Annotated in this window: 13 protein-coding genes; 12 read left to right on the forward strand and 1 reads right to left on the reverse strand. The window is 40.4% G+C overall.

Going from position 1 to position 17131, the window contains the following annotated elements; translation table 11 throughout:
• Positions 1-56: 56 nt before the first annotated feature.
• Positions 57-1025 (reverse strand): NAD(P)/FAD-dependent oxidoreductase, encoded by a 969-nt coding sequence (locus tag EL079_RS01745; protein ID WP_003031343.1) that lies wholly within the window; start codon positions 1023-1025, stop codon positions 57-59.
• Positions 1026-1151: 126 nt separating this feature from the next.
• Between EL079_RS01745 and EL079_RS01750 the strand changes: the two genes are divergently transcribed.
• The 12 genes from EL079_RS01750 (at position 1152) to pheT (ending at position 17095) form a co-directional block, all read left to right on the forward strand.
• A complete protein-coding gene (locus EL079_RS01750) occupies positions 1152-3695 on the forward strand; it encodes a M1 family metallopeptidase (protein WP_003031327.1) in 2544 nt (847 codons plus the stop codon).
• A gap of 159 nt (positions 3696-3854) precedes the next feature.
• A complete protein-coding gene (locus EL079_RS01755) occupies positions 3855-4598 on the forward strand; it encodes a DeoR/GlpR family DNA-binding transcription regulator (RefSeq protein ID WP_026248173.1) in 744 nt (247 codons plus the stop codon).
• On the forward strand, positions 4595-5506 hold the full coding sequence (pfkB, locus tag EL079_RS01760) for a 1-phosphofructokinase (RefSeq protein ID WP_003031304.1): 912 nt from the start codon (positions 4595-4597) through the stop codon (positions 5504-5506). Before EL079_RS01755 ends, pfkB begins: the two co-directional genes overlap by 4 nt.
• Positions 5503-7452, forward strand: coding sequence for a PTS fructose transporter subunit IIABC (locus EL079_RS01765; RefSeq protein ID WP_003031342.1), 1950 nt, complete (start codon positions 5503-5505; stop codon positions 7450-7452). The genes pfkB and EL079_RS01765 overlap by 4 nt, the downstream gene beginning before the upstream one ends.
• A gap of 160 nt (positions 7453-7612) precedes the next feature.
• Entirely contained in the window at positions 7613-7987 is a 375-nt protein-coding gene (locus EL079_RS01770; RefSeq protein ID WP_003024043.1) for a DUF1149 family protein, read from the forward strand.
• Between the two features lie 3 nt (positions 7988-7990).
• Positions 7991-8839 carry a DegV family protein gene (locus tag EL079_RS01775; RefSeq protein WP_003031309.1) on the forward strand — a complete coding sequence of 283 codons (849 nt, stop codon included), beginning with the start codon at positions 7991-7993 and terminating at the stop codon, positions 8837-8839.
• 10 nt (positions 8840-8849) lie between these two features.
• Entirely contained in the window at positions 8850-9617 is a 768-nt protein-coding gene (gene dapB / locus EL079_RS01780; RefSeq protein ID WP_003031331.1) for a 4-hydroxy-tetrahydrodipicolinate reductase, read from the forward strand.
• On the forward strand, positions 9614-10813 hold the full coding sequence (locus tag EL079_RS01785) for a CCA tRNA nucleotidyltransferase (protein ID WP_018543528.1): 1200 nt from the start codon (positions 9614-9616) through the stop codon (positions 10811-10813). Before dapB ends, EL079_RS01785 begins: the two co-directional genes overlap by 4 nt.
• Complete coding sequence (locus EL079_RS01790; protein WP_003031334.1) at positions 10810-12675, forward strand: ABC-F family ATP-binding cassette domain-containing protein; 1866 nt, start codon at positions 10810-10812, stop codon at positions 12673-12675. The genes EL079_RS01785 and EL079_RS01790 overlap by 4 nt, the downstream gene beginning before the upstream one ends.
• Positions 12676-12986: 311 nt before the next feature.
• Positions 12987-14033: a phenylalanine--tRNA ligase subunit alpha gene (gene pheS / locus EL079_RS01795; protein ID WP_003031311.1), complete on the forward strand. Its 1047-nt coding sequence runs from the start codon at positions 12987-12989 to the stop codon at positions 14031-14033.
• Between the two features lie 5 nt (positions 14034-14038).
• The gene (locus tag EL079_RS01800; RefSeq protein WP_003031301.1) at positions 14039-14566 is read left to right on the forward strand and encodes a GNAT family N-acetyltransferase; all 528 of its coding nucleotides are present in this window, start codon (positions 14039-14041) and stop codon (positions 14564-14566) included.
• 123 nt (positions 14567-14689) lie between these two features.
• Entirely contained in the window at positions 14690-17095 is a 2406-nt protein-coding gene (gene pheT, locus EL079_RS01805) for a phenylalanine--tRNA ligase subunit beta (RefSeq protein ID WP_003031306.1), read from the forward strand.
• Positions 17096-17131: the final 36 nt, after the last annotated feature.

The following is a 17131-nucleotide window of genomic DNA, read 5'->3' on the forward strand; positions in this document are numbered from 1 at the left end:
TTTTGTTCGCTTTTTATATTTGAGGTCGGACTTTTGCCCCAGCTTCTTTTTGCTTTTTAAAGACTGGTCGAATGTTTTGGCTGTATTTTTTGGTCGGGATAGATATAATTCATGGCGTTGTTGATAGCTGTAGGAGCTTCGCCTAGTCCTGTGGCTATCAAATCAATCTTTCCGTCATAGCTACAGCAATCGCCAGCAGCATAGATACCTGCGACAGAAGTTTCTTGTTTGCTATTGACGATAATCTTGTGGCGATTGAGTTCTATTCCCCATTTTTTTAAGTTTCCAACAGATGATTTGAAGCCATAATTGACAAAAAGCTGATCAAGCGGCAAGAGCTCTGTTTCATTGCTTTTCACTTTAGTAATCTCAAGATGAGTGAGTTTGTTTCCTTCACCTATAAGTTGACTTGGGATAAATGGTGTTTTAATCGTGACAGTAGAAGCTTTTAGTTCATTGACACTGTGTTCTAAAGCACGGAAGGTGTCTCGACGATGGATGATATGTGTCGGAGCGATTTTATCAAAAGCAAGTGCCCAATCCACTGCAGAATCACCACCTCCTAGAACCACAATGTTTTGTCCAGCGTATTGATTGATATTGGAAACGTGATAATGAATGTTTTCAAATTGTTCTACATTGTCCAAATCAAGTGAGCGAGGTTTAAAAGCACCACCTCCCATAGCAATCAAAATGGCTCTTGAAATGTGCTTCCCATTGCTAGTTGTTAAGGTAAATAATTCATCCTTTTTTTCAATATCTAATACAGTCTCATTGAGATGTATGCTTGTTTCAAATGTTTTTACTTGATCAATCAAACGATTAATCAATTCCTCACCTGTTAGATTAGTAAAACCAGGAACATCCAGAATTTTCTTTTCAGGATAGAGAATAGCTGGCTGTCCACCGAGCTGAGGTAGCGAATCAATCAAATTCACTTTTGCTTGACGCATGTGAGCATAAAAAGCAGCAAAAAGACCCACAGGCCCCCCACCAACAATCGTAATATCAAAAATTTCAGACATGATTTCTCCTTAAAATAGTAACGTATTTCTATTTTATCACAAAAAGAGGAAAACGATAGAGAAATTGTGTTAGGGCACGTGAATTATGTTACAATAGTTACAGATTATATTATTAAGGAGATATACATGCAAGCAGTTGCACATTTTATTGAAACATTTGTTCCAGAACATTATGATATTTTTTTAGATTTGAATCGGGAGCAAAAAACGTTCACAGGTAAGGTCAGCATTAGCGGAGAAGCAAAAGGTGAAAAAATTTCTCTTCATCAGAAGGATTTGACAATCCAGTCCGTTGAGGTAGCTGGCGAAGCTCGTCCTTTCTCTGTAGATAATGAAAATGAAGCAGTTTACGTTGAGCTTGGTCAAGCAGGAGTTGTTGAAGTAATGCTGACTTATACAGGTAAAATTACAGATAATATGACGGGGATTTATCCTTCTTACTATACTGTTGATGGAGTCAAAAAAGAAGTTCTTTCTACTCAATTTGAAAGTCATTTTGCACGTGAAGCCTTTCCAAGTGTAGATGAGCCAGAAGCAAAAGCTACGTTTGACCTTTCTTTGAAATTCGATCAAGAAGCAGGAGAAATCGCACTTTCAAACATGCCAGAAGTTGATGTAGCACATCGAAAAGCAACTGGCATCTGGAAGTTTGCAACAACTCCTCGCATGTCGTCTTATCTTTTAGCGTTCGCAGCTGGTGATTTGCAGGGCGTTACAGCTAAAACAAAGAATGGCACTTTGGTGGGGGTATACTCTACTAAAGCGCATCCTGCTTCAAACTTAGAGTTTGCCCTAGATATTGCAGTTCGCTCTATTGACTTTTATGAAGAATATTATGGGGTGAAGTATCCAATTCCTCAATCCTTACATGTAGCTTTACCAGACTTTTCTGCAGGAGCTATGGAAAATTGGGGCTTGGTCACTTATCGTGAAGTTTATCTTTTAGTAGATGAAAATTCAACTGTTACAAGCCGTCAGCAAGTAGCTCTTGTGATTGCTCACGAATTGGCTCACCAATGGTTTGGTAATTTGGTTACAATGAAATGGTGGGATGACCTTTGGCTCAATGAAAGTTTTGCCAATATGATGGAATATGTCTGTGTGAACGCTATTGAGCCGACTTGGAACATTTTTGAGGACTTCCAAACAAGTGGCGTTCCTCTGGCTCTAAAACGGGATGCGACTGACGGTGTTCAATCTGTCCATGTGGAAGTAAAACATCCAGACGAAATCAATACCTTATTTGATCCTGCGATTGTTTACGCTAAAGGAAGTCGTCTCATGCACATGCTTCGTCGTTGGCTAGGAGATGAAGCTTTTGCAAAAGGCTTGAATGCTTATTTTGCCAAACATCAATATGGTAATACAATTGGTCGTGACTTATGGAATGCTCTTGGTGCAGCTTCAGGACGTGACGTAGCAGCCTTTATGGATTCGTGGCTAGAACAACCAGGTTATCCTGTTTTGACAGCGGTTGTGGAAAATGATACTCTCAAAATTTCTCAAAAACAATTCTTTATTGGAGAAAAAGAAGAAAAAGGCCGTTTATGGGTTGTGCCATTGAATAGCAATTGGACTGGCATTCCAGATACTTTAGAAACCGAAACGCTTGAAATTCCAAATTATGCAGCTCTGGCAGCGCAAAATGAAGGAGCACTTCGTTTCAATACAGAAAATACGGCGCATTACATTACTGATTATCAAGGGGAATTGTTGGATAATATTTTAGCAACTATTACGGACTTGGATAATACAAGTAAGTTACAAGTAGTACAAGAACGTCGTCTGTTGGCGGAAGCTGATTTTGTTTCATTTGCAGATTTGATTCCAGTGGTTGAAAAGTTAACCAATGAAACATCTTATCTTGTAGTATCTGCTGTGAAGGCTGTTCTAAATGGTTTGAAGACTTTTGTGGACGAAGGGACAGAAACAGAGGCAGCCTTTAAAAAATTACTCGTTAAGCTGAATGAAGATAACTTTGACCGACTTGGCTTTGAAGCGAAAGACGGTGAAACAGATGAAGATGAATTGGTACGTCAAATTGTTGTGGCAAATATGATTGCAGCTGATGATGAACAAGCGAGCCAAAAAGCAAGCCAAATCTTTGAAGCGCATCAAAAAAACTTGGAAAAACTTCCAGCAGCCACTCGTTTGCAAATTTTGATTAACCAAATCAAACACCATGAGACAAAAGAATTGACCGCTCAATATCTAGCAACCTACATTGCAACGGTTGACGGTAACTTCCAACGTCAATTGGCTTCGACTCTTTCTTATACCAAGGACGAAACAACCCTCACCCATCTTTTAGAAGAATGGAAAAATAAGGATGTTGTAAAACCGCAGGATTTAGCAATGAGCTGGTACTTTACTTTCTTGCAACACGATTTCACACAAGGAACTGTCTGGACTTGGGCACGTGACAATTGGGATTGGATTAAAGCAGCTCTTGGTGGAGATATGAGTTTTGATAAATTTGTCATTTATCCAGCAAATATCTTTAAAACGCGTGAACGCTTGGCAGAATACAAGGCCTTCTTTGAGCCACAATTGTCTGATTTAGCTATCAGCCGTAACATTAGTATGGGAATCAAAGAAATTTCCGCTCGTATTGATTTGATTGACAAAGAAAAAGCAGCTGTTGAAGCAGCAATCAAAGCGACAGTATAACAGTATAGAAAAGAAAAGGTTGAATGCGAATTTCAGCCTTTTCTTATTGCATTTTGCTGTTTTATTAAAAAAGTGATAGTTTTTGAAAGAAAGTGCTTGACTTTGAAATGAATTGGTGTATAATAAATCTGTAAACGATTGCAGGAAGGGGTGAGGTCTATCTTAAAATCAGAGCGCAAACAGGTGATTTTAGAAGAAATCAATCGTCATCAAGTTGTTTCTCTGGATAGCTTAGTTCGTTTGTTAAATACGTCTGAATCAACAGTGCGTAGGGATTTAGATGAATTGGAAGATGAAAGAAAGCTGCGCCGGATTCACGGTGGAGCAGAAAGCATTCATTTCCTTCAAGAGGAAGAAAGCAATCAAGAAAAATCTATCAAAAACGTTCAAGATAAATTGCGAATTGCTCAAAAAGCGGCGGAATTGATACAAGAACAGGATGTTATTTTTATTGATGCTGGAACGACAAATGAATTGTTAATCAATGAGCTTTCAAGCAAACATATGACGGTTGTAACCAACTCCATTCACCATGCTACAAAGTTAGTTGAGAAAAACATTCCAACGGTTATTATCGGAGGAGTTGTCAAAAGCTCAACAGATGCTAGTATCGGTGGTGTTGCTTTGAATCAAATTGGTCAGTTGAATTTCAACAAAGCCTTTATTGGTATGAATGGAATTGATGAAAATTTCTATACAACGCCTGATATGGAAGAAGGAGCAGTCAAACGAGCGATTCTTGAAAACGCCAAGCAGACCTACATCTTAGCTGATGCTTCAAAAATCGGTCATTCCTCTTTCGTGAAAGTCGCCCCTATCAAACGTGCTAGCATTATTACGAGTGCATGCGCTAATGAGCAATTGGAAAAGATAAAAGAAAAAACGGAGGTTATTGAAGTATGATTTATACTGTTACGCTTAACCCTTCTATTGACTATATTGTCCGTTTGGATAAGGTCAATGTTGGAAGCGTGAATCGTATGGAGAGCGATGATAAATTTGCTGGTGGAAAAGGCATCAACGTCAGTCGTGTGCTCAAACGTTTGGGAATTGACAATACAGCGACTGGCTTTATCGGTGGCTTTACTGGAAAATTTATTACTGATACCTTGGAAAATGAAGCGATTGCGACTAAATTTGTCCAAGTGTCAGAGGATACGCGTATCAACGTTAAGATTAAAGCAGACGCTGAGACAGAAATCAATGGAACGGGTCCGACTGTCTCACCAGAGCAATTGGTAGCCTTAAAAGATATTCTTTCAGGGCTTTCAGAGAAAGATACAGTTGTCTTTGCAGGGTCAAGCAATAAAAATCTAGGAAATGTCGTCTATAAAGAGTTAATTAGCTTGACGAGACAAACTGGAGCACAAGTCGTTTGTGATTTCGAGGGACAAACACTTATTGATTCACTAGAGTTTCAACCATTATTGGTAAAACCCAACAATCACGAGTTAGGTGATATTTTTGGAGTGAAGCTGGAAAAATTGGATGAGATTGAAAAATACGCTCGTGAAATTCTAGCTAAAGGTGCGCAACATGTCATTATTTCTATGGCAGGAGACGGTGCGCTTTTGGTAACAAAGGACGGAGCTTATTTTGCAAAACCAATCAAGGGAATCGTAAAAAATTCTGTCGGAGCTGGTGACTCAATGGTTGCAGGCTTTACTGGCGAATTTGTCTGTTCAGGAAATGCTGTTGAAGCCTTCAAATGGGGAGTAGCTTGCGGGACGGCAACAACTTTCTCTGATGACTTGGCAACAGCCGATTTTATTAACGAAACGTATGAAAAAGTAGAGGTAGAAAAAATATGAAAATTCAGGATTTACTGAGAAAAGATGTGATGTTGCTTGATTTACAAGCAACTGAAAAAACAGCTGCTATTGATGAAATGATTCGCAGTTTAGTTGACCACGGTTATGTGACAGATTTTGAAACATTCAAAGAAGGAATCTTGGCTCGTGAAGCTTTAACGTCAACGGGTTTAGGTGACGGGATTGCCATGCCGCACAGTAAAAATGCGGCAGTCAAAGAAGCAACTGTTCTTTTTGCAAAATCAAACAAGGGTGTGGATTATGAAAGTTTAGACGGGCAACCGACAGATTTGTTCTTCATGATTGCTGCACCAGAAGGAGCGAACGATACTCACTTGGCTGCACTTGCAGAATTGTCACAGTACCTGATGAAAGATGGATTTGCAGACAAACTTCGTCAAGTAACTTCACCAGATGAAGTGATTGCATTATTTGACCAAGCATCTGAAAAAGCGGCAGAACCTACAACGGTAGCACCGGCAACCAAAGATGGTGATTTCCTTGTTGCGGTAACAGCATGTACAACGGGAATTGCACATACTTATATGGCGCAAGAAGCTCTTCAAAAGGTAGCCGCCGAAATGGGAGTTGGTATCAAAGTCGAAACCAATGGTGCCAGTGGTATCGGAAACAAACTGACAGCAGAAGATATTCAAAAAGCAAAAGCAGTTATTATTGCAGCTGATAAAGCTGTAGAAATGGATCGATTTGATGGGAAACCACTGATTAATCGTCCGGTTGCTGATGGTATTCGTAAAACAGAAGAATTGATTAACTTGGCATTGTCAGGAAAAGCAGAAGTATATCATGCAGCCAATAAAGCAGCTGTGTCCTCTTCAACAAATGCAGCAGGTGGATTCTACAAACACTTGATGAGTGGTGTTAGCCAAATGCTTCCATTCGTTATCGGCGGTGGTATCATGATTGCAGTGGCATTCTTGATTGACCAAGCAATGGGAGTGCCAAAAGATCAATTGGCAAATCTCGGTACTTATCATGAGTTGGCAGCTATGTTTAAGAATATTGGTGGCTTGGCCTTTGGCTTTATGCTTCCTGTACTTGCTGGTTATATCGCTTATTCTATTGCTGAAAAGCCAGGTTTAGCGCCAGGTTTTGTAGCAGGTAGTATGGCTTCAGCAGGTCTTGCTTTTGGTAAAATTCCATTTGCAGCAGGTGGGAAAGCGACTCTTGCACTTGCTGGTGTACCTTCTGGTTTCCTTGGAGCCCTAGTGGGTGGTTTCCTTGCAGGTTATGTTGTAAACTTCCTTAAAAAAGCCTTGAGTGGTCTTCCAAAATCGCTTGAGGGTATCAAGTCCATTCTACTTTATCCACTGTTGGGAACCTTGCTAACTGGCTTCTTGATGCTGTTGGTGAATATTCCAATGGCAGCTATCAATACTGGCTTGAATAGTTTCCTAGAAGGCTTATCTGGTAGTTCAGCTGTCCTTCTTGGACTCGTTGTAGGTGGTATGATGGCTATCGATATGGGTGGTCCTTTCAACAAAGCAGCTTATATCTTTGGTACAGGAACTCTTGCAGCAACTGTTTCAACAGGTGGTTCAGTTGTAATGGCAGCGGTTATGGCTGGTGGTATGGTTCCACCCCTTGCAGTCTTTGTCGCAACCCTTCTATTCAAAGATAAATTCACAGAAGAAGAACGCAATTCAGGCTTGACAAACATTGTTATGGGACTATCCTTCATCACTGAAGGTGCTATTCCATTTGGTGCTGCTGACCCTGCCCGTGCCATTCCAAGCTTTATGGTTGGTTCAGCTTTAGCAGGCGCACTTGTCGGCATGGCTGGTATTAAACTTATGGCACCACACGGAGGTATCTTCGTTATTGCACTTACTTCAAATGCTCTTCTCTATATCATCTTCATCTTGATTGGCGCAATTGTAAGTGGTGTGTTATTCGGAGCGCTTCGCAAACCATTGAATAAATAATGATGAGTTTCATCGTTCTAGGAGTTGGAGAAAAATTCTCTAGCTCCTTTTTTAATCTAAAAGAAACATTGAAAGGAGATGATTTTCATACTGATTAAAATAGTCAGGCGCTGGAAAATATGTTATAATTTTAATAACGCATATTTTGAGGAGAAATGAAATGGAATTACAACGCGAAAAAGAATTTGTCAGTCAATATCACTATGATGCACGTAATTTAGAGTGGGAAAAAGAAAACGGAACCCCAGAAACAAAAGTGGATGTCAATTTTCAATTGTTAAATCAAGATCAAGAAGGACAAGTAACTTCTATCGTTGTAATTGTGAGCTTTATGATTGTCTTTGATGCTTTTGTAATTAGTGGAACAATCTCACAAGTCAACCATATCATGGGACAAATTGTCAATGAGCCAAGTGAATTTGAGCAGGACGAAGTGGAACAATTAGCTCGTCCAAGTTTGTCCGTCTTAAATCGTTTGACCTATGAAGTAACAGAAATCGCCTTGGATTTGCCAGGTATTAATTTGGAGTTTTAATGCATGAAATTAGCCGTAATTACTGATTCGTCAGCATATTTGGATAGCAAAGTCATCGAAAATGAGCATTTATTTGTCTTAGATATTCCCGTTAGTATCGACGGGGTTGAGTACATCGAAGGAAAGAATCTTTCTGCTAGCGAATTTTATCAAAAAATGGCAGCTTCTAGTGAATTGCCAAAGACTAGCCAACCGAGTATTGCCAGCTTAGTGAACACTCTGTCTTTAGTAGAAGGGCAAGGTTATACTTATGTCATTGGTCTGTTTTTATCGAGTGGCATTTCTGGCTTTTATCAAAATATCCAGTATTTGAAAGATGAATTTCCAAGTTTAGAAATTGCTTTTCCAGATTCAAAAATCACAAGTGCGCCGCTTGGAATGATGGTGGAGCATATTTTAAACTGGGCTGAACAAGGGTTAACGTTTGAGCAAATTCTGAGCAATCTTGACGTTCAAATCAAGGGAATTGGTGCCTTCATCATGGTAGATGACTTAAATCATTTGGTGAAAGGCGGTCGTTTGTCGAATGGCGCTGCAATTCTGGGAAACTTGCTCAGTATCAAACCGATTCTTTACTTTAATGACGAGGGCGTCATTGAGGTTTATGAAAAGATTCGTACCGAGAAAAAAGCTACGAAACGCCTGATTGAGATTGTCAAAGAGCAAACTGCACAAGGAAATTACCAAGTGATGATTATTCATGGAAATGCACTGGAAAAAGCAGAACATTTACATCAATTATTGTTAGAAGATGGTGTTTCCGGAGAGATTCCGATTGCGACATTTGGTAGTGTGATTGGAACTCACTTGGGCGCTGGAAGTATTGCCTTAGCCTATATTCCGATTATTTAAGGAGAATTCCATGAGTATAAAGGTCATTATTGCTGGTTTCAAAGGAAAAATGGGACAAGCTGCTTATAACATGGTGACAGAAGATCCTGTATTAGAGCTCGTTGGATTGCTTGACCCACTTACTCCAGAAAAAGAAGTAGCTGGTGTTCCCGTTTTTAATCAGAAAGAAGATTTGAGTGGTGTAGAAGCGGATGTGTGGGTTGATTTTACAACTCCTAAGGTGGCGTATGAAAATACTCGTTTTGCATTAGAGCATGGTTTTGCACCTGTGGTTGGAACGACTGGATTTACATCGGATGAAATCAAAGAGTTAGTTGAGTTTTCTCGGCAAAAAGAGCTAGGAGGCTTGATTGCTCCTAATTTTGCTGTAGGAGCGGTTCTTTTGATGCAATTTGCAACGCAAGCAGCTAAATATTTTCCAGATGTGGAAATCATTGAATTACATCATGATCAGAAAAAGGATGCGCCGAGCGGCACAGCGATTAAAACAGCTGAATTGATTAGCAAGGTTCGCCCCCAAAAACATCAGGGGGCAATGGACGAAAAAGAGTTATTAAAAGGAGCACGTGGCGCAGAAATGGACGGCATGCGCATTCATTCGGTTCGTTTACCAGGCTTGGTGGCTCACCAAGAAGTCATCTTTGGTGGTCAAGGTGAGGGACTGACACTTCGTCATGATTCGTACGACCGTAAGTCTTTCATGACGGGGGTGAATTTAGGTATTAAGGAAGTGGTCAAGAAAAAAGAGCTTGTCTACGGATTGGAATATTTATTATGAGATTAGAAAATCTGCCTTCTGAATTTCAGGAGGCTTTACCAGTATTAAAGAAGATTAAGAATGCCGGTTTTGAGGCGTATTTTGTTGGCGGTTCAGTTCGCGATGCTTTATTGAATCGACCGATTCATGATGTGGATATTGCAAGTTCCAGTTATCCAGAAGAAACCAAACGTATTTTTGAGCGAACGATTGATGTCGGAATTGAGCATGGGACGGTTTTAGTCTTAGAAGACAATCATGAATATGAAGTGACGACTTTTCGGACAGAGGATATCTATGTAGACTATCGCAGACCTAGCCATGTCACGTTTGTTCGTTCTCTAAAAGAAGATTTAAAACGGCGCGATTTCACGATCAATGCTTTGGCTTTGGATGAAGCAGGGAATGTGATTGATTTATTTGAAGGGTTGGATGATCTGAAACAGCAGATCTTACGTGCTGTAGGAACACCTTCGGAACGCTTCAACGAAGACGCCTTGCGCATTATGCGAGGATTTCGTTTTCAAGCATCCTTAGGCTTTTCATTAGATACAGACACATTTCAGGCTATGAAAATGTGTGCGCCACTATTAAAAAAAATTTCTGTGGAGCGAACTTTCATTGAATTTGACAAACTACTGACAGCGTCTTATTGGCGTAAAGGATTGAAAAGTCTGCTTGCCAGTGGTGCAACGGACTATTTACCTGACATGCGCAGCAGCCAATCACAATTGAAAACGATGTTTGATATTAAAGCAGATTTTCAATTTACGAGTTCAGAACAAGCTTGGGCTGCTCTTTTAATGGCTCTTCAAGTAAAAAATGTTAAAAAATTCCTCAAGCATTGGAAAACTTCAAATGAATTTCAGAAGCGCGTAGAGCAAATTGTCACGATTTATAATATTCGCCAAACGCATTTTCTGGATAAAGAAGAATGCTATCGTTTTGAATTGGACCTGATGATACAAGCAGAAGAAATTCGTCAAGCACAGGGATTAGCTGTTAATTTTGAAAAGATTCATTCTACTTATGATTCACTAACGATTCATGATAAACATGAAATTGTCGTCAATGGTGGTCTGTTAATCAAAGAATTTGGCTTTAAGCCGAGTCCTGCTTTAGGACAGCTCTTGACTGAGATTGAGACAGCTATTGTGAATGGTACCTTGGACAACTGCCTTGAAGCTATTTTAGCTTTTGTAGAGGAGAGAAGATGAGTGACTTTATTGTTGAAAAGTTGACTAAAACGGTGGGAGATAAGACTGTTTTTAAAAATATTTCCTTTATTATTCATAGTTTGGATCGGATTGGCTTGATTGGGGTTAATGGAACTGGAAAAACGACCCTTTTGAATGTTCTGTCTGGAAAATCTGGATTTGATGGGGACATTAATCCTTTTTCAGCTAAATCGGGCTATAAGATTGGCTACTTAACCCAAGAACCGCACTTTGATGACGACAAAACGGTACTAGATACGGTTTTATCAAGCAATCTGCGAGAAATGCAGCTCATTCGTGAGTATGAGTTATTGCTGTCTAACTATGATGAAAGCAATCAATCTCGTTTAGAGAAGATTATGGCTGAAATGGATGCTCTTCAAGCATGGGAAATTGAAAGTCAAGTTAAGACCGTTTTGTCTAAGCTGGGTTTGACCGACTTATCTGCTAAGGTCGGCGACCTGTCAGGTGGTTTGCGACGCCGCGTGCAATTGGCGCAAGTCTTGTTAGGAGACGATGACTTATTGCTCCTTGATGAGCCGACCAACCATTTGGATATTGATAGCATCGAATGGCTGACGAATTTTTTGAAGAATTCCAAAAAAACGGTTCTCTTCATTACCCATGACCGCTATTTTCTAGACCATGTTTCGACGCGAATTTTTGAATTGGACAGCGGAGATTTGCTTGAATATCAAGGAAATTATCAAGATTATGTCCGTTTGAAAGCAGAACAAGACGAGCGAGATGCTGCCTTTCTCCATAAAAAACAACAGCTTTATAAGCAGGAATTGTCCTGGATGCGTCGCCAGCCACAGGCTAGAGCAACCAAGCAGCAAGCACGTATCAATCGTTTTCAAGATTTGAAAAAGGATTTATCTGATCAAACGACTCAGACAGACTTAGAAATGAATTTCGAGACCAGCCGTATTGGGAAGAAAGTGATTGAATTTAAAGATGTGGACTTTGCTTATGAAGACAAGAAGATTCTTTCTCATTTCAATTTGTTAGTTCAAAATAAAGATCGGATTGGGATTGTGGGGGATAACGGTGTTGGAAAATCCACCTTGCTCAATCTGATTGCTGGGAAATTAGCACCTCAATCTGGTCAACTGATTATTGGTGAGACGGTTCGTGTGGCTTATTTCTCACAGCAAATTGAAGGGTTGGATGAGTCCAAACGCGTTATCAATTTCTTGCAGGAGGTCGCAGAAGAAGTTAAGACATCTGCGGGGACGACATCAATTGCCGAACTCTTGGAACAATTTCTCTTTCCTCGTTCCACTCATGGAACTTTGATTGAAAAATTATCCGGAGGAGAGAAAAAGCGGCTCTATCTTCTCAAGTTATTGTTGGAAAAGCCGAATGTTTTGCTGTTGGATGAGCCGACTAATGACTTAGATATTGCGACATTAACGGTGCTGGAAAACTTTTTGCAAAGCTTTGCCGGCCCAGTTATGACTGTTAGTCACGATCGGTATTTCCTTGATAAAGTAGCAGATAAGATTTTAGCCTTTAAAGAGGGAACTATCAGAGAATATTTCGGTAATTATACTGATTATCTGGATGAAAAGGCGTTTGAGCTAGAGAGATCTGCCATTTCCCAAAAGTCGGAAAAGGAAAAAGTAGCAAAAGTGCGAGAGGAAAAGAAGCGCTTAAGCTACTTTGAAAAACAGGAGTGGGAGTCTATTGAGGGAGATATAGAGAAGATTGAGGAGGACATTGCAGCTATTGAGCGGGAAATGCAGGAATATGCTTCGGACTTCGGTCGGCTAGCTGAACTCCAAAAAGAGTTGGATAGCAAAAACGATTTACTTTTGGAGAAATATGAGCGCTATGAATACTTGAGCGAGTTAGTATAGAATTGACTACTGTTTATAATGTGTGTCGAATACAATTGCATTTTTAAACAAGGTCTATTTACAAGTCCTATAAAATTTGGTATAATATCAACTAATTAAATAAGAATCCGCAAGACTAGTAGCTTAGGGGAAGTTTGACAGGGAGAAGAGCCAGAGCCAGAGACTGAGAGCTCTTTAGATGAAAACTAGGTGAATTCACTTGCAATAGGATTGAGAATTAAGGTCTGGGAAACCAGATAAAAACGGATGGTACCGCGTGTCAACGCTCCGCATATGGAGTTTGGCATGCGGTTTTTATATTTGGAGGAATTATGTCAACCATTGAAGAACAATTAAATAAGCTTAGAGAAGAAACGCTGGCGTCGTTGAAAAAAATCTCGATTGAAAATGAAAAAGAAATGCAAAATCTACGAGTTTCTGTTCTTGGGAAAAAAGGCTCTTTAACAGAGATTTTAAAAGGCATGAAAGATGTCTCTGCTGATATGCGTCCAATTATCGGGAAGCATGTCAATGAAGCACGAGATGTGTTGACTGCTGCTTTTGAAGAATCTGCAAAATTATTGGAAGAACAAAAAGTTGCCAATCAGTTGGCTAGGGAGTCAGTAGATGTCACCCTTCCTGGTCGGAAAATTCCTGCTGGGAATCGTCATGTTCTTAGCCAGACAAGTGAAGAAATTGAAGATATTTTTATTGGAATGGGCTATCAAGTCGTAGATGGTTTTGAAGTTGAAACAGACTATTACAACTTTGAGCGGATGAATTTACCAAAAGATCACCCAGCACGTGACATGCAGGATACTTTTTACATTACAGAAGAAATTTTGCTGCGCACTCACACCAGCCCAGTTCAAGCTCGTGCTATGGACGCTCATGATTTTTCTAAAGGACCTTTGAAGATGATCTCGCCAGGGCGTGTGTTCCGACGGGATACGGACGATGCGACGCATTCTCATCAATTTCATCAAATTGAAGGTTTGGTTGTCGGGAAAAATATTTCTATGGCAGACCTTCAAGGAACATTGCAGCTCATTGTGCAAAAAATGTTTGGAGAAGACCGCAGTATTCGTCTGCGTCCGTCTTATTTTCCATTTACAGAGCCGTCTGTTGAGGTGGATGTTTCTTGCTTTAAATGCGGTGGGCAAGGATGCAATGTCTGCAAAAAGACTGGCTGGATTGAAATTATGGGAGCTGGAATGGTACACCCACGCGTCCTTGAAATGAGTGGCATTGATGCTGATGTTTATTCTGGTTTTGCTTTTGGGCTGGGTCAAGAACGGGTGGCTATGTTGCGCTACGGTATCAATGACATTCGTGGCTTCTATCAAGGTGATGTTCGTTTTTCAGAACAATTTAAATAAATGCTATGTTAGTAAAAGTAAAAGAAGAACAGGCTGAAGTTCTACGAGAACTGGAAGTGCAAACCTATCAAGAAACTTTCGACCCTTATATCAAAGCGGAAGATATGCAAGATTATTTTACCCATGAACTCTCCCTTGAGCAGATTCAGAAGGATTTGGCGCAAGTAGAGTCGGAGACTTATTTTGCACTAGATGAGAAAGAAAAGATTGTTGGTTTGCTCAAATTTAACTGGGGGCAAGCACAGACTGAGCCCGTAGAGGCAGAGCACTCAATGGAGAATGCTTTTGAGGTTCATCGGATTTATGTTTTGAAATCTCATCAAGGACAGGGTTTTGGCAAGGAAATGTTTGATTTTGCCATGCAAGAAGCTACTAAACGAAAGTTTTCGTGGGTTTGGTTAGGTGTTTGGGAAAAGAATTTTAAGGCACAAAACTTTTACTTTAAATATGGTTTTAAACGTTTTAGTGAGCATGAATATGCGACTGGTGAAACGGTTGATATTGACTGGCTCATTCGGAAAGAATTAAATTAAGCGAAAAAGCACTTGGCTTGGGCACTTGTCCCAGCCTCAAAAAGAAAGGAAGTAATATGAGGCAAAATTTTTGAGCAGAAACAGTAGTTCTCAAAGATTTCTATGCACTCATATAGATGAATTATGCTAGTAAGTTATAAATGGTTAAAAGAACTAGTTGACGTAACTGTTCTGAGTGAAGAATTAGCTGAAAAAATGTCAACGACAGGGATTGAAGTAGAAGGGGTTAGCTCTCCTGCTGAGGGGTTGTCAAAAATTGTAGTTGGTGAAGTGGTTAGCTGTGAAGAGGTTCCTGAGACGCACTTACATGTCTGTCAAGTGAATGTTGGCGAAGAAGCGCTTCGACAAATCGTTTGCGGCGCTCCAAATGTACGAACGGGAATCAAGGTTATGGTAGCTCTTCCAGGAGCTCGTATTGCAGATAATTACAAGATTAAAAAGGGAAAAATCCGTGGGTTAGAATCCCTTGGAATGATTTGTTCCCTTGGAGAATTAGGCATTTCGGACTCGGTTGTTCCAAAAGAATTTTCCGACGGCATTCAAATCCTACCAAAAGAAGCTGTACCGGGGGATTCCGTTTTTCCTTATCTTGACTTGGATGATGAAATTATTGAGCTTTCTATCACACCGAATCGTGCAGATGCGCTTTCAATGCGTGGAGTAGCGTATGAGGTAGCAGCTATCTACGACAAGTCGGTTCATTTTAAAGATTTTCCGTTGTTGGAAACACAAGAGCAAGCTGGAGAACAACTTTCTGTTGCGATTGAAACGGACAAGGCGCCTTTTTATGCAGCGCGTATTTTGGAAAATGTAACCATTGCTCCAAGTCCGCAATGGCTTCAAAATCTGCTTATGAATGCAGGGATTCGTCCTATCAACAATGTAGTAGATGTGACAAATTATATTTTGCTTTACTTTGGTCAACCAATGCACGCCTTTGATTTAGATACTTTTAAGGGCAATCAAATTGTGGTGCGCGAAGCGCGTGCGGGTGAAAAACTAGTAACTCTTGATGATGAAGAGCGCGAATTAGAAACGAGCGATCTTGTGATTGCGGTAGCAGATAAGCCAGTCGCTCTTGCTGGTGTCATGGGTGGAGCGGCAACGGAAATTTCTTCTCAATCAAGCCGTGTAGTGCTTGAAGCAGCAGTTTTTGACGGAACTTCCATTCGTAAGACGAGCGGACGTCTCAATCTTCGTTCAGAATCATCCTCTCGCTTTGAAAAAGGAATTAACCTAGCGACAGTAACAGAAGCTCTAGATGCTGCGGCTAGCATGATTGCAGATCTTGCAGGTGCAACGGTACAAGCCGGTATCGTCTCAGCGGGTCAATTAGACACATCAGATGTTGAAGTTGTTTCAACATTATCAGATGTCAATCGTGTACTTGGGACGGAATTAACCTATACAGATATTGAAGATGTTTTCCGTCGCCTTGGTTTTGGTCTTACTGGCGATGCAGAGAAATTCACGGTCAGCGTACCACGTCGCCGTTGGGATATTCACATTGAAGCAGACCTTTATGAGGAAATTGCGCGTATCTATGGTTATGATAAATTACCAGCAACTCTTCCAAAAGGTGACGGAACAGCTGGTCAATTGACAGAAACCCAAAAACTTCGTCGCAAAGTTCGTACAGTTGCAGAAGGTGCTGGTCTGACAGAAGTTATCACCTATGCTTTGACTACTCCTGAAAAAGCTGTGCAATTTAGCACTAATCCAAGTAACTTGACAGAGCTGATGTGGCCGATGACAGTAGATCGCAGCGTTCTTCGTCAAAATATGGTAGCTGGCATTTTGGATACTGTTGCCTATAATGTAGCACGTAAAAATAAAGACTTAGCTCTGTATGAAATCGGAAAAGTCTTCGAGCAAACGGGGAATCCACAGGAAGAATTGCCAACTGAAATCAACAGCTTTGCCTTTGCTTTGACAGGTTTGGTTACTGAAAAGGATTTTCAAACTCCAGCTGTACCAGTTGATTTCTTTTATGCAAAAGGAATTTTGGAAGCACTTTTTGACCGTCTGGGTCTAAAAGTAGAGTACACAGCGACACAAGCATTAGCTGGTATGCACCCAGGTCGTACAGCGACTATTTCATTAGACGGACAAGTCGTTGGTTTTGTCGGTCAAGTTCATCCAGTAACTGCTAAGGATTATAATATCCCAGAAACGTATGTAGCAGAAGTCAACTTGACAGCGATTGAACAAGCTATTCAACCAGCAAAACCATTTGTAGAAATTACCAAATTCCCAGCTGTAACACGTGATATAGCACTGCTTCTGAAAGCAGAAATCAGTCACAAAGAAGTCGTTGAAGCTATTGAGGCTGCTGGTGTGAAACGCTTGACAGATATCAAATTATTTGACGTCTTCTCAGGTGAAAAACTGGGACTCGGCATGAAATCAATGGCTTACACCTTAACTTTCCAAAATCCAGAGGATACTCTGGAAGATGAGGAAGTAGCTCGTTATATGGAAAAAATCCAAAAGTCTCTTGAAGTAACGATTGGTGCAGAAGTGCGGTAAGACATGAAAAGCTCCTAAATTGAAGTTTAGGAGTCT

Origin of the sequence: Streptococcus anginosus (assembly GCF_900636475.1) — a bacterium.
Classification (GTDB): domain Bacteria; phylum Bacillota; class Bacilli; order Lactobacillales; family Streptococcaceae; genus Streptococcus; species Streptococcus anginosus.